General features: G+C 60.8%; 12 protein-coding genes and 1 tRNA gene. 10 read left to right on the top strand and 3 right to left on the bottom strand.

Going from position 1 to position 13,155, the window contains the following annotated elements:
- The first annotated feature begins 116 nt into the window (after positions 1-116).
- From LNV09_RS16785 to LNV09_RS16770, 4 genes are all read left to right on the top strand, one after another.
- Positions 117-539, top strand: coding sequence for an NfeD family protein (locus tag LNV09_RS16785; RefSeq protein WP_263558222.1), 423 nt, complete (start codon positions 117-119; stop codon positions 537-539).
- Between the two features lie 43 nt (positions 540-582).
- Positions 583-1,497, top strand: a complete 915-nt coding sequence (locus LNV09_RS16780; RefSeq protein ID WP_263558221.1) for an SPFH domain-containing protein — start codon at positions 583-585, stop codon at positions 1,495-1,497.
- A gap of 100 nt (positions 1,498-1,597) precedes the next feature.
- Positions 1,598-1,687, top strand: a tRNA-Ser gene (locus LNV09_RS16775).
- 195 nt (positions 1,688-1,882) lie between these two features.
- Positions 1,883-4,141: a penicillin-binding protein 1A gene (locus tag LNV09_RS16770; RefSeq protein WP_263558220.1), complete on the top strand. Its 2,259-nt coding sequence runs from the start codon at positions 1,883-1,885 to the stop codon at positions 4,139-4,141.
- An 18-nt stretch (positions 4,142-4,159) separates the two neighbouring features.
- On the opposite strand, the gene LNV09_RS16765 is transcribed toward LNV09_RS16770, so the two are convergent.
- Together LNV09_RS16765 and LNV09_RS16760 are read right to left on the bottom strand one after the other, a co-directional pair.
- Positions 4,160-5,290 carry a beta-ketoacyl-ACP synthase III gene (locus LNV09_RS16765; protein ID WP_263558219.1) on the bottom strand — a complete coding sequence of 377 codons (1,131 nt, stop codon included), beginning with the start codon at positions 5,288-5,290 and terminating at the stop codon, positions 4,160-4,162.
- 128 nt (positions 5,291-5,418) lie between these two features.
- Positions 5,419-5,871: a hypothetical protein gene (locus LNV09_RS16760; RefSeq protein WP_263558218.1), complete on the bottom strand. Its 453-nt coding sequence runs from the start codon at positions 5,869-5,871 to the stop codon at positions 5,419-5,421.
- A gap of 256 nt (positions 5,872-6,127) precedes the next feature.
- On the opposite strand from LNV09_RS16760, the gene LNV09_RS16755 reads away from it, so the two are divergent.
- The 4 genes from LNV09_RS16755 to LNV09_RS16740 all read left to right on the top strand — a co-directional run bounded on the left by LNV09_RS16755 (position 6,128) and on the right by LNV09_RS16740 (position 9,458).
- The gene (locus LNV09_RS16755; RefSeq protein ID WP_263558217.1) at positions 6,128-6,748 is read left to right on the top strand and encodes a hypothetical protein; all 621 of its coding nucleotides are present in this window, start codon (positions 6,128-6,130) and stop codon (positions 6,746-6,748) included.
- Positions 6,749-6,884: 136 nt separating this feature from the next.
- Positions 6,885-7,628, top strand: coding sequence for a metallophosphoesterase family protein (locus LNV09_RS16750; protein ID WP_263558216.1), 744 nt, complete (start codon positions 6,885-6,887; stop codon positions 7,626-7,628).
- A 3-nt stretch (positions 7,629-7,631) separates the two neighbouring features.
- Entirely contained in the window at positions 7,632-9,110 is a 1,479-nt protein-coding gene (locus LNV09_RS16745) for a bifunctional serine/threonine-protein kinase/universal stress protein (protein ID WP_263558215.1), read from the top strand.
- Between the two features lie 21 nt (positions 9,111-9,131).
- On the top strand, positions 9,132-9,458 hold the full coding sequence (locus LNV09_RS16740) for a YkgJ family cysteine cluster protein (protein WP_263558214.1): 327 nt from the start codon (positions 9,132-9,134) through the stop codon (positions 9,456-9,458).
- A 7-nt stretch (positions 9,459-9,465) separates the two neighbouring features.
- On the opposite strand, the gene LNV09_RS16735 is transcribed toward LNV09_RS16740, so the two are convergent.
- Positions 9,466-10,644, bottom strand: a complete 1,179-nt coding sequence (locus tag LNV09_RS16735) for a tetratricopeptide repeat protein (RefSeq protein ID WP_263558213.1) — start codon at positions 10,642-10,644, stop codon at positions 9,466-9,468.
- 197 nt (positions 10,645-10,841) lie between these two features.
- Between LNV09_RS16735 and LNV09_RS16730 the strand changes: the two genes are divergently transcribed.
- A complete protein-coding gene (locus tag LNV09_RS16730; RefSeq protein ID WP_263558212.1) occupies positions 10,842-11,738 on the top strand; it encodes an ion transporter in 897 nt (298 codons plus the stop codon).
- A gap of 13 nt (positions 11,739-11,751) precedes the next feature.
- Complete coding sequence (locus tag LNV09_RS16725; RefSeq protein WP_263558211.1) at positions 11,752-13,128, top strand: TAXI family TRAP transporter solute-binding subunit; 1,377 nt, start codon at positions 11,752-11,754, stop codon at positions 13,126-13,128.
- The last annotated feature ends 27 nt before the right edge of the window (positions 13,129-13,155 follow it).

Here is a 13,155-nt window from a genome sequence, read left to right as displayed (position 1 = left end):
CTCAGAACTTCCACTTGGCACCTCCTTGAAATTAATCCTCAAAATCACTGAAGGCGCCCAAAAAACGAGGGCGATACACTCGTTCAAGATCTTGAGCCGAAAGGAGTGACATGGCGATGACGATGACCAATGCTTGGTGGATCGCTTGCGGTATTTTGATCGCCGTTGAGTTGTGCACCGGTACTTTCTATTTATTGATGCTGGCCCTGGGATGTGCGGCCGGTGCGGGCGCCGCGCATTTGGGGCTCGGAGGCGAGCAACAAGTGCTGACAGCTGCGGTGGTCGGCGGCGCAGCTGTCGCGGCATGCTACTTTGCCAGACGCAATGGCCATCAAACCTTGCCGGCCGGCGCGAATGCCGATGTCAATATGGACATCGGCCAGAGCGTCGACGTTGAAAGCTGGCATAGCGATGGATCCGCACGGGTCAAGTACCGTGGCGCAGCCTGGCAAGCCCGCTGCCTCAGCAGCAGCACACCAGCGCCAGGGCGCTATGTCATACGGGCCGTCGAAGGCAGCTGCCTGCTGCTCGACCACTGAAGATTCACGCATACAAAAACCAAGCAAGCAAGAGGGAGTCCCTATGGAATTCGCAGTCGTTCTTTTGGTCGTTGCCGTCGTTTTCATCGTCCAGTCAATCAAAGTTGTGCCGCAACAAAACGCCTGGGTCGTGGAGCGACTGGGCAAATACCACGGCACCTTGACCCCGGGCCTGAACTTCCTGTGGCCTTTTGTTGACCGCCTTGCCTACCGACACTCATTGAAAGAAATCCCGCTCGACGTCCCCAGTCAGGTCTGCATTACCAAAGACAACACACAGTTGACGGTCGACGGCATCCTCTATTTTCAAGTGACCGACGCGATGCGAGCCAGCTACGGCTCCAGCAATTTCATCGTTGCCATCACCCAACTGGCCCAAACCACCCTTCGCTCGGTGATTGGCCGCATGGAGCTGGACCGCACCTTTGAGGAACGTGACGTCATCAACAGCTCGGTCGTGCAGGCGCTGGATGAAGCTGCGCTGAACTGGGGCGTTAAGGTCTTGCGCTACGAAATCAAAGACCTGACGCCGCCGGCCGTCATCCTCCATGCAATGCAAGCGCAAATCACCGCCGAGCGCGAAAAGCGCGCCTTGATTGCCGCTTCAGAAGGCCGGCGTCAGGAACAAATCAATATTGCAACAGGTGCTCGGGAAGCGGCCATCGCCCGCTCGGAGGGCGACAAGCAAGCCGAGATCAACAAGGCCGTCGGCGAAGCGGCCGCCATCACAGCGGTGGCAGACGCCACCGCCGACGCGATTCGCAAAATTGCGGCGGCCATTCAATCACCGGGTGGCGAGCAAGCCGTGCAGTTGAAAGTGGCGGAAAAAGCAGTAGATGCTTACGCGCTATTGGCCAAGACCAATAACACCATGATCGTGCCGGGCAATATGAGCGAAGTGTCCGGCTTGATTGGCACGGCGATGGCCTTGATGAAGGGCGGCAACGCCAAGGTATGACAAAAATGGCTGGTGCGCTGCGGGAAAAACAGGCGATTCGCAAGTACAAGCAGATGAGCCAAGATGAATAGCTAAAAAGTACGCTATGATGGCGGGCTTCGGAGAGGTGGATGAGCGGTTTAAGTCGCACGCCTGGAAAGCGTGTGTGGGTTTATCCCCACCGCGGGTTCGAATCCCGCCCTCTCCGCCAGTGGATTAGAAGCCCTGAAATACCAGTCAAAAAGTTGACTTGGCGTTTCAGGGCTTTTTCTATTCGGCGACGACCTTGCCCAACGAAGCAAAACCCCAGGCCCGCCTTGCGCAATAACGGCAGTCAGCAATAGCCTCAGCGCCCGCCATAATCAACGCTTCTTGTTAGCCGACGCCTGAACCGCGCGCACAGTCCTTGAAGAAACTGTTGATCTACGGGGCTGCGGCCTTGAGCTTGGTGTTGATGCTGCTGCTCGTGGCCGCCGTCTTGGTCTATCCCACCCTGCCCGATATCGCCGAACTGACGGACTATCAGCCCAAGCAGCCGCTGCGCGTCTTCACCGCCGACGGCATACAGATTGGCGAATTCGGGGCCGAGCGGCGCGACTTTCAAACCCTCGATCAAATCCCCAGACTGATGCAGGATGCACTGCTGGCGGTTGAAGATCACAAGTTTTATGAGCATGGCGGCCTCTACTACACCGGCATCGCGCGCGCGGTGTTGGCAAATATTTTCCAGCCACGCAGCCAAGGTGGCTCCACCATCACGCAGCAATTGGCACGTACTTTTTACCTGACCAAGAAAAAGATCTACTCGCGCAAGTTCGTGGAAGTCCTGTTGGCGCTGAAGATGGAGAGCCAACTCAGCAAGCGCCAGATTCTTGAGATCTATATGAACCAGATCTATCTGGGTCAGCGGGCCTATGGCTTCGAGGCCGCATCGGCCGCTTACTTCGGCAAGCCCTTGAAGGCGCTGTCAATTGCAGAAACTGCGATGCTGGCGGGTTTGCCACCCAACCCGGCTTACGCCAATCCAGTCGTCAATTTTGAGCGCGCCCGGAAACGCCAATATGTGGTCTTGACGCGCATGCAGGAACTTGGCGTCATTAGCCAAGCGCAGGCGCAAGCCGCCAAAGATGAAGCCCTGCACATTCGCAGCGCCCAAGACCCGCGCTTGCATGCCGAAGCTGCCGCTGAAATGGCCCGTCAGTCCGTGCACGCCCAATATGGTGAAGAGGCCTACACCTTGGGGCTGAAGGTCTACACCACCTTGGTATCCGGTGAACAGGCTGCCGCTTACCGGGCGCTGCGCCGTAGCCTGATGGACCTGGAACGTCGCAAGCCCTACCGGGGGCCGGAAGGATTTGTGCTGCTGCCCAAGGAAGCGGCTCAACAAGATGCAGCGATCACCCAGGCGCTGGCCGAGCATCCGGACAACGACGAATTGCGCGCTGCCGTGGTCACCGCGGTCAGCCCGGGCCGCGTCTCGGCCAGCCTGCAAAGCGGTGAAGACTTGATTGTTGGCGCTGACGGGTTGAAAGGCCTGCAAGCGGCGCTGTCGGACAAGGCCAAAGAAGGCTTGAGGATTCGCCCCGGCGCCATCATCCGGGTGTTGCGCGGCGCGCCGACCAAGGCCGAGCCCAAGGGCAATTGGTCGATTGTTCAAACGCCCGAGGCCGAGGGTGCGTTTGTGTCCCTGGAGCCGGCAACCGGCCGGGTGCACGCGCTGGTCGGCGGCTTCGACTTTGCCAAGAATCAGTTCAACCATGCAACGCAAGCATGGCGCCAACCCGGCTCGAGCTTCAAGCCATTTGTCTACTCGGCCGCACTCGAGCAAGGCGTGACGCCGGCCACCATCGTCAACGACTCGCCGCTCGTCTTTGGCGACTGGGAACCGAAGAATTACGACGGCACTTTTGATGGGCCAATGACGGTGCGCCAGGCCTTGGCCCGCTCCAAGAATATGGTCACCATCCGCTTGATGGAGTTGATAGGACCGGCCAAGGCACGTGACTGGGCGGCACGCTTCGGCTTGGACATTGAACGTCAACCCGACAATCTGACTTTGGCACTCGGCTCGGGCAGCGTGACTCCAATGCAGATGGCGAGCGGCTATGCGGTGTTTGCCAACGGTGGCCACAAATTGGCGCCGGTGTTGATCAGCAAAATCACCGACAGCAAAGGCGGTGTGCTGTTTCAGGCCTCAGAAGTGTTGCTATCGGAAGAGAACCGCGCGATCCCTGAACGCAACGCTTTTTTGACCAGCAATCTTTTGCAAGAAGTGGCACGCAGCGGCACCGCCGCGCGAGCGCAAGCGCAGTTGCGCCGACCCGATCTGTACGGCAAGACCGGCACCACCAATGATGCGGTGGATGCCTGGTTCGCCGGCTTCCAGCCCGGCTTGGCGGCGGTGGTGTGGATTGGCTATGACCAGCCGCGCGGCCTGGGCGACCGCGAAACCGGCGGTGGCCTGGCATTGCCAGTCTGGATCGACTACATGGCCGTGGCTTTGAAGAATCAACCGGTGCGCGAGATCGCACCGGTTGATGGGCTCGTCTACCGCAATGGTGACTGGAGCTTTGAGGAGTTTGCCGGCGAGGCCGGCATCAAATCCTTGGGGCTGGAGCCCAATCCAACGCCCAGCACGCCGGCATCAACCCCGCTCAGCCCTTGATCGAAGCTGGCTCGAAACTCAGCGCTTGCGCACCACCACGCTACCGACCGAATAGCCGGCGCCAAAGGAGCAAATCACGCCCAGGTCACCGGACTTCAAGTCGGCCCGGTGTTCGTGAAAGGCGATGATGGAGCCGGCCGACGCCGTGTTGGCATAGGTATCCAGAATCAGCGGCGCGACATCTGAACCCGCCGTGGCGCCTGTTTCTCCAATCAGCTTCTTGATCACCAACTGGTTCATGCCCAGATTGGCCTGATGCAACCAGTAACGCCGCACATCGGCGGGCACTGCGGCCGCGCTCGCCAAGTGAGCCTCGATGTGGGCGGCGGCTATCGGCACCACTTCCTTGAAAACCTTGCGGCCTTCTTGGCGGAAGGTCTTGTCACGCGCCAGCGGATCGCTGTCTTCGGCGCGGTTCATAAAACCGAAGTTGTTGCGGATATTGTTGGAGAACTGCGTCGCCAGCTTGGTGCTGACGATCTCCCATTGGTCCGCCGAGGTAGCCAATTCGGCCCGCTCGACCACGATCGCCGTGCAGACATCGCCGAAGATGAAGTGGCAATCGCGGTCACGCCATTCCAAATGCGCGGAGGTGATCTCGGGGTTGACAACCAGCACGCATTTGCTGGCACCCGAGCGCACCGCGTTGAGTGCCTGCTCCAGCGCAAAGGTGGCCGAGGAACAGGCTACATTCATATCAAAGCCGTAGCCGCCGGCGCCCAAGGCGGCCTGAATCTCGACCGCCATGGCCGGATAAGCGCGCTGCATATTGGCGCTGGCACAAAAGATCGCATCAACATCGCTGGCCTGTTTTCCGGCGGCTGCCAAGGCCTTCTTGCATGCGTCCACGCCAATCTCGGCCATCAGCGACAACTCGTCGTCGGGCCGTTCGGTGAAGCGTGGGTACATGCGAGTGGGGTCCAGCACGCCGGCCTTCTCGATCACATAACGCTGCTTGATGCCGGACGCTTTTTCGATGAACTCGACGCTGGAATGCGTCAAGGCCACCCGCTCACCGGCAGCAATCGCATCGGCATGTTCTGCGTTTTGCAAATCGGCATAGGCATTGAAGGCCTCAACCAACTCGGCATTGCTGATGATATGCGGGGGCTGATAAAGACCTGTCGCACTGATAACGGCTGAATACATAAAAGAGTTTCCTCGCGCTGGCTAAGGTGCCAACTGACGCATGGATGGGGAGCTAGGACGCGAAGCTCTGCGACCCAGTTTGAGAGCGAATTCTACGGTTGTAGCGGCAAACAGCAGGCATCACGCCCTCAAGAGCAGGTCGAGCGCAACTGGCGCAAGGCCACATTGTCGGCCGGCAAATTTACCGAATTCTCATCCGGGAAGTAGCGTTCACCATGCCGCATCTCATTGCTGCCGGCCGCCGGCCAGCCTCTAACGGCCACCACCCCCGGCACCAACTCGCTCAGCTTGATCCGGCCCTGCTCGACATCGCGCTGACAGACCAGCAGCATGCCGTTGGCCGCCACGACTCGCTGACGCAAATTGCTCAGACTGGCATTGGCCGCCAAGCCCAATGCGGCCGTCTCCGGCGGCAAAGACAACAGAAAGAAACGTCGCCCGCCCGGATTCTGTGACATCGCCCGCTTGGCAGCCGTTTTGAAGCTGAAGCCGGCACCGGCGATGTAAAGACCGCCTTCGGCCGGCGCGGCCACTGCAAGAGGCCCGGCGCCAAATCCAACAATTGCGCCCGCACTCAGCATCAACGCAGCCCAGAGCCGCTTTCGCGACTGCCGTACTCGTGTTAAACCAGCCATATACGATCTCCTGAACAGGATTACGGAACTACATTCAATGCTAATTCATCATCGACATTGACAAGCCTGAGCCTGAGCAAGGAAAACCCGCTGTGCAAGCCCATCGTGCCTCGTATACTCAGCGCCGATCGCAGCCGCCCCGACATTACGTTTGCGCTGAGTCGAGGCTAATCGTTACTAACCAAACCGATGGAGTTCACCGATGACACGAATCGCTCAAGCCTCGACCGCAGCCCTGATGCTCGCCCTTGCCTTCAGCCACGCAACTGTGGAAGCGCAGTCCCGCGTCCAGTACGGCCGCATCACCAACGTGACGGCGACCACCGTCAATGACTCATCTGCGCAGACCGTCGGCACCTTGGTCGGTGGCGGTGTGGGCTTGGCCAGCGGCAGCGGCCAATCCGGCAGCAACCGCGCGCTGCGCACACTCGGCGGCGCTGCGGCCGGTCGAGGCATAGGCAATATGGCCGGGCGCTCGCAAGCCTTCGAGTACACCGTCTTGGTCGGTGGCACCAGCACCGTGCGCATCATTTCCGACCAAGTCGGCAAACGCGTCGGTGACTGCGTCGCCGTGGAGCAAGGCCAGTTCAGCAATATCCGTTTGGTGGACGATGCCCGCTGCAATCCACCTGCAGCACGCCCTGCCGCGCCGGCACCACAGCCAGCGCGCACTCCCGCTCCAGCGGCCGTGGTCGCCGCCGCGCCGGCCGCGACCGAAGCAGCCAGTGCTTGCGATCAGGCCAAGGCGCTGGTGCTGGCGGCCGAGACCGATGAAGCTTTCACGCTCGCCGAGCGCCGCATGCGCTTGCTGTGTGGCGAATAAGGCCCTTCAAATCTGAAAGCCTGGATCCTGATAGCAAGACCGACCGGAGCGGTGATTGATTCGCCGCTCCAAGTCAAAGCTGTTTACTGAGCGCTGTACCGTAGCCGTCAGCTAGCCATGGCATGCTGCAATCGCCATGAAAATTGCTCTCATCACCGATATACACGCCAACGCCCAAGCCTTCTCTGCCGTGCTGGAGCATGCGCAGACGCAGGGCGTTACTGATTACGCCCTGCTGGGCGACTTTGTAGGCTACGGCGGCGACCCCGGCTGGGTGCTCGACAAGGTACGGGAACTGGTCTCGCAGGGTGCGGTGGCGGTTCTAGGCAACCATGATGCAGCGGTTGCCAAGGGCGAAGCGCCGACGATGCGCGACGAAGCGCAAGCCGCCGTAATTTGGACGCATGCCCGCCTGACCGCCGAGCAACTGGTTTTTCTTGCTCAGTTGCCGCTGAGCGTGACGGTGGAAGATCGGCTCTTCGTCCACGCCAATGCCTTTGATCCGGGCGGCTGGGCCTATGTGCAGGGGCGTTTAGAGGCGATGCGCAGCTTGCACGCCACGAGCAGCCGATTTACGTTTTGCGGCCATATGCATGAGCCTATGCTCTATCACCTCTCGGGCACAGGCAAGGCAGGGGAATTCACGCCGACCGCAGGTGTCACCATTCCACTGTTGCCGAACCGCCAATGGCTGGTCATCCCCGGCTCTTGTGGCCAACCACGGGATGGCAACCCGGCCGCTTGTTACGCGATTTTTGACAGCCTCAGCGGTGATTTGAACTTTCAGCGCGTCCCCTACGATGTCGAAGGAGCCGCCGCCAGCATCCGCGCTGCCGGTCTGCCGGAGCGTTTGGCCGAACGCTTGCTCACGGGTCAATAGCACATGGCCAATACTGCCAAAGAATCCAGCTTCGGCGCCGCCAATTCACAATTCGCGCCGGTCGGTGTGCTGGAGCCCGGCTTGGTGCTGGATGGTTTTCACCTCAACGAGCGCCTGCATCAAGGCGGCATGGCCAATTTGTGGAGCGTCACAAGACTCACACCACAGGCCGGTGAAGACTTCCCGCTGATCATGAAGGTGCCGCGCATCAAGGGCGGCGAAGACCCCGCAACAATAGTCGGCTTCGAGACCGAGCAAATGCTGATGCCGGCCCTGAAAGGCCCGCATGTGCCCAAATTTGTTGCCCGGGGCGACTGGACCCGGCAAGCCTATATCGTGATGGAGCGCATTGACGGCGCTTCATTGCGTCCGCGCTTTGACGAAGCGCCGCTGCCTTTGAGCGAAGTGGTCGAGATCGGCATCAAGGTGGCGCTGGCACTGCAGGACTTGCACCTGCAGCATGTCGTGCATCTCGACATCAAGCCCAGCAACATCATGTTCAGGCCCGATGGCGCGGCCGTGCTGGTGGACTTTGGCCTGTCGCGCCACGACCATCTGCCCGATTTGCTGGAGGAGGAGTTCTCCCTGCCCATGGGCACCGGGCCCTATATGTCGCCCGAGCAGGTACAGTTTGTGCGCAACGACCCGCGCAGCGACTTGTTTGCGCTCGGCGTGATGCTCTATCACTTGGCCACCGGCGAGCGACCGTTCGGCCAACCCTCTTCGGTGCGCGGTCTGCGCCGGCGTTTGTATGTCGAACCGGTGCCGCCGCGCGCGATCGACCCTGACTTGCCGCCTTGGTTTCAAGAGATCGTGCTGCATTGTTTAGAGGTCAAGGCCGAGCGCCGCTATCAAAGCGCGGCGCAACTGGCACTCGACTTGCAGCATCCCGAAGGCGTGCCGCTGACCAAACGCAGCGAGAAGCTCAGCGGCAGCGGCATCTTGAAACGGCTCAAACGCTGGTTTTTTGCACTCGGCGCCGAGCCGGCGGCCCAGGTCAGCGTGGCCGCGCATCTGGCCCGCAGCCCCATCATCATGGCCGCCGTCGATATTCAGCATGCCACACCGGCCTTGCTGGAGAAGTTGTGCGAGACCGTGCGCCGTATCGTGCAGGCCGAACCTGGCGCCCGGCTGGCCTGCGTCAGCGTGATGAAGACTCAGCGCATCGGCATGGACGAATTGACCGACAAAGAAGGCAAGAGCGTGCATGTCAAGCAGCTGATCGGGCTCAAGCATTGGGCCCGGCCGATCAGCCGGGCGCTGGAACTGGGCGACGGTCGGTTGACCTTTCATGTGCTGGAAGCGCCCGATGCCGCCGCCGCCATCCTCGAATTTGCGGCCAAGAGCGGATGCGACCACATCGTCATGGGGGCGCGGCGCGCTTCGGCGCTGCGGCGCTACTTGGGCAGCGTCTCGGCCCAGGTGGTGACGCAGGCGCCGTGCAGCGTCACCGTGGTGCGTGAAGCCGCGCGCTCCACATGAAGCCAGGAGATGAGCGCTGACATGAGCAGCAATCCTTGCCTCAGCTGCGGTGCGTGCTGCGCCAGCTTCAGGGTCGACTTTGCCGTGGAAGAATTGCAAAGCGAGGGCGGCTGCGTGCCCGACGGTCTAACGGTCGAATTGAACGCACGCCTGTGCCGGATGCGCGGCACCGACCATGCTGCGCCGCGCTGTGCGGCTCTGGTCGGCACGGTCGGCGTGCAGGCCGGCTGCGGCATCTATGAGTGGCGCCCTGCCCCTTGCCGCGAATTCGGTTTGCGCGCACCACTGGGGATTGGCGATGAGGCCTGCGCAAGCGCACGGGCCCGCCATGGGCTGGCGCCGCTCTAGCCTTGCTTCAGCGTACCTGAGCGAGCGGCGGGCGGCGCTGCTTCAATAAATCCAGCTTGCTGGTGTAGAGCTGGCGGTCATGCGCTGTGGTGCTGTTTTCCACCGCCAGCCCGAGTTCCTGCCGCGCGGCGGTCAGGTCACCCAAACCGTAGTTGGCCAAGGCCATCCAGAAGTGAAACTCATGGAAATAGGCCGAGCGCTCAATCTCTTTGCCGAACAGGTCTTTGGCCTTTTTGAAGTCTCCCGCCCGCATCGCCTCCATGCCGAGGTCAAAGTACTTGTAGGGTGGATAGGGTTGCAACTGCGCCAGCGTTTGGGCCACTTGCGCCGCTTCATCCTGGCGCCCGAGGTCATTGAGCAGCAAAGCCAGATTCGACATCGCCTGCGTGTTGGCGGGTTCTTGCGCCAACACATGGCGCAGCGGCGCTTCGGCCAAAGTCAAATCGCCATGGCGCCGATAGACCACACCCAGGGTGTTGTAGGCCGCCAAAAATTTGGGGTCGGCGTTGAGAGCCGCCCGCGCCCACCAATAGGCGGCGTCAAGCTGGCCGGCCTGCAAATTCTCGGCGGCGCGGTTATTCATGAACATGGCCACGACCGTGTGTTCTTCGATCACCTGATTGCGTTGCCTGCTGCCGGGCGGGTGGCGGACGAAATCCACCGTCAGCATATTCCCATCGTCGACCATTTCACGGCTCTCCGACAGGCTGCGACCCAGGCTTAAATTGACATGGCCGCTGAGGAAGTACAAGTCCCCACTGCGACTCCAAATCTCATCCACATAAACGCTTTGATAGCGCACCGGCAGGCCCAGTTGCTTGGCAAATGCCGCCGTCATGATGACCAGCGACAAGCAATTTCCCCGCCTGTCGGCGAAAGCTTGAGCGGCGTCGCGGGTAACGCCCGAGTCGTACTCGAGCTGCAAAGAGCTCTTCATATAAAGCGCGTCCAGCAAGCCTTGACGATGGCCCTTGCTGCGCAGTTGTGAGCGCATGTCATTGTCTAAATAGGACTGCATCGCCGGGCTGAAGGCGAACACTCGCTCGGCGCTGATGTCTTGCACCGTGGGTTTGAACAAGGCATCGTGAAATAGCGGGGTCGGCGCCGGGGCCGAAGGCGGCGTGGCGCAGCCCCATAGCGTAAGGCTCAGCATCAAAACGAGAAGAGCGCGGCGACTGGACTTCATGGCGGCTCCTAGATACTTGGCCGGACAACAAAAAAGCGAGTCAATGGCGACCCGCCTTGATCCTACTGCTGGCGCTGCGCCGACGCCACGGCCTTGATCCCTGCAAAACTACCGTTGATCCCAGAGCGCCACTTTTTAGCGCAGCAGCGGCCAGCGCCAGCACAAAAGCTAGCCTTGGCTCGGTTACGCTTCGCCCCATGATTTCTCCGACGACGAAGCAAGCGTTCGACAACGCACCGGCGCCCTCCACGGAATTCGGCCGCCCCTTGAAAGGCTGGCGTCTGAAGGCCTACACGATCATCTTTGAGGCCGACACCAAAGCTGGCCGTTTGTTTGACCTGGGACTGATGGTGGCCGTGCTGCTGAGCCTGGTGCTGGTGATGCTGGAAAGCGTCGCCAGCTTCAGACTCGCCCATGCTGCTTGGCTGAGCTGGGCCGAGTACGCTTTTACCGCGCTGTTCACGCTCGAGTATGTGCTGCGCCTGGTCTGCGTGCGCCGCCCGCTGAGCTATGCGAGCAGCTTTTTTGGCATCGTCGACTTGCTCGCCGTGCTGCCCATCTATTTGGCCTTCTTCTTCCCTGAGTTGTACGCCCTGGTCGATGTGCGGGTGTTGCGCCTGCTGCGGGTGTTCCGCATTTTGAAACTCAATGCCTATGTGGCCGCCTATTTGTCGCTGGGTCGCGCGCTGCGGGCCAGCTCAAAAAAGATCTTGGTGTTCTTATCGGCCGTGCTGATGATCGTGTTGATCATGGGTACGGTGATGTATGTCGTTGAGGGGCCCGAAAACGGCTTCAGCAGCATCCCGGTCAGCGTCTATTGGGCAATCTCCACCGTCACCACCGTGGGCTTTGGCGACATCACGCCCAAGACCGACCTGGGCCGCTTCATCGCCTCGCTGATGATGCTTTTAGGCTGGGGCGTGCTGGCCGTGCCCACCGGCATCATGACGGCTGAAATGGCGGCCCAACGCATGGGGGAGGCCCCTGCCCCGACCACGCGCACCTGCCACGCCTGTTTGCGCGAAGGCCTGCAGGCCGACTCGCATTTCTGCCGCCACTGCGGCGCGCCACTGCCCGAATACCAGCGCGATTGATAGACCAGCCCTCATGCAAAGACTTCACACACCACGCAGCCAACAATATGGCTGGATACTTTTTTGGCTCGCGCTCAGCGTGGCCGCCTTCAGCGCTGTATGGTGGCTGGCCAAGAAGATGAGTCCGACTCCGCCCAGATCCATCGTGATGGCCACCGGCAGCGAAGACGGCGCCTATCACCAGTTTGGCCTCAAATACCAGGCTCTATTGAAGCAGCAAGGCATCAACTTGGCGCTGCGGACCTCGAGCGGCTCGGTGGAGAACCTGGCAAACCTGACTGAAGGCAAAGTCGATGTCGGTTTTGTGCAAGGTGGCTTGGGGCCCATGGCCAGCGCCGCGCACACAAGAGCCGCCAATTTCGATGCCCAAGATGATGATGCGGCGCAAGCCACACCTTTGCGTTCCTTGGCCACCATCGCACATGAGCCGGTTTGGATTTTCTCGCGCGAGCTCAAACTGTCGGCCGGTTTGGGCGCTTTGAAAGGTCGGCGCGTGGCTGTCGGTGTAGCGGGCAGCGGCAATCAAGTCATTGCCCTGGAATTGCTGGGCAACTACGGTTTATTGGGCACACATCTTGAGCCGCTTGAAGGCACCGAACTGCTCACCCATGGGGGCTTGCCCGCCGCCAAAATGCTGATCGACAAGGAGATCGATGCCTTCATCCTGGTCGCCTCGGTGCAAGCGCCGGCGGTACAAAAGCTGCTGAACGCAGACGGCGTGCGCCTGGCCTCGCTGGTGCAAGCCGAGGGTCTGGCGCGGCGCTTGCCCTATTTTCAGACCGTCACGCTCAAGCGCGGCTCGGTCGACCCCTTGCTGGATCGCCCGGCCGAGGACATCAGCTTGCTGTCCACCACCACCAATTTGGTCGTCCAAGAGGATTTGCACCCCGCGCTGGCCTATCTGCTGCTGGAGGCGGCGCGCCAGGTCCACCGCACCCCGACCTTGCTGGCCAGGCCGGGTGAATTCCCAAGCCCGATCGGCACCGACTTCCCGCTGGCCGATGAGTCCACGCGCTACTTCAAGAACGGTCGGCCATTTTTACAGACCTATCTGCCCTTTTGGTTAGCCAATTTGGTCCAGCGCATGGCCTTGCTGATCTTGCCGCTGCTGGCCTTGATGCTGCCCCTGCTGCGCCTGCTGCCTTGGCTTCGTACCTGGCGCCAGAGCCGGCGTCTGTATCGGCATTACGGCGAGCTGAAATTCCTGGAGCAAGAGTTGCTGACCCGGCAATTGACCCTCGCTGAGAGCGCCCAGGCCAGGGAGCGGCTGGGTCGCATTGAGCAAGACATCCGCAACACCCGTTTCCCGCTCGATTTCAGCGACCGTGTCTACACCCTGCGCCAGCATGTGGAGCTGGTTCGCGGCAAGCTGGCAACAAGCGTCCCCTAAGTTGACGCCTACGCATCGATTCCCGCA

The sequence above is a fragment of the Paucibacter sp. B2R-40 genome (genome assembly GCF_025717555.1).
GTDB lineage: Bacteria > Pseudomonadota > Gammaproteobacteria > Burkholderiales > Burkholderiaceae_C > Paucibacter_A.
Note: the sequence above shows the minus strand (reverse complement) of the source record. Positions and strands in the feature narration are given on the sequence as shown.

Coding starts and splice junctions, on each gene's coding strand:
- LNV09_RS16735 (WP_263558213.1), bottom strand. CDS start 10,644: ATGAAGTCCAGTCGCCGCGCTCTTCTCGTTTTGATGCTGAGCCTTACG.
- LNV09_RS16780 (WP_263558221.1), top strand. CDS start 583: ATGGAATTCGCAGTCGTTCTTTTGGTCGTTGCCGTCGTTTTCATCGTC.
- LNV09_RS16725 (WP_263558211.1), top strand. CDS start 11,752: ATGCAAAGACTTCACACACCACGCAGCCAACAATATGGCTGGATACTT.
- LNV09_RS16785 (WP_263558222.1), top strand. CDS start 117: ATGACGATGACCAATGCTTGGTGGATCGCTTGCGGTATTTTGATCGCC.
- LNV09_RS16750 (WP_263558216.1), top strand. CDS start 6,885: ATGAAAATTGCTCTCATCACCGATATACACGCCAACGCCCAAGCCTTC.
- LNV09_RS16760 (WP_263558218.1), bottom strand. CDS start 5,871: ATGCTGAGTGCGGGCGCAATTGTTGGATTTGGCGCCGGGCCTCTTGCA.
- LNV09_RS16745 (WP_263558215.1), top strand. CDS start 7,632: ATGGCCAATACTGCCAAAGAATCCAGCTTCGGCGCCGCCAATTCACAA.
- LNV09_RS16755 (WP_263558217.1), top strand. CDS start 6,128: ATGACACGAATCGCTCAAGCCTCGACCGCAGCCCTGATGCTCGCCCTT.
- LNV09_RS16765 (WP_263558219.1), bottom strand. CDS start 5,290: ATGTATTCAGCCGTTATCAGTGCGACAGGTCTTTATCAGCCCCCGCAT.
- LNV09_RS16730 (WP_263558212.1), top strand. CDS start 10,842: ATGATTTCTCCGACGACGAAGCAAGCGTTCGACAACGCACCGGCGCCC.
- LNV09_RS16740 (WP_263558214.1), top strand. CDS start 9,132: ATGAGCAGCAATCCTTGCCTCAGCTGCGGTGCGTGCTGCGCCAGCTTC.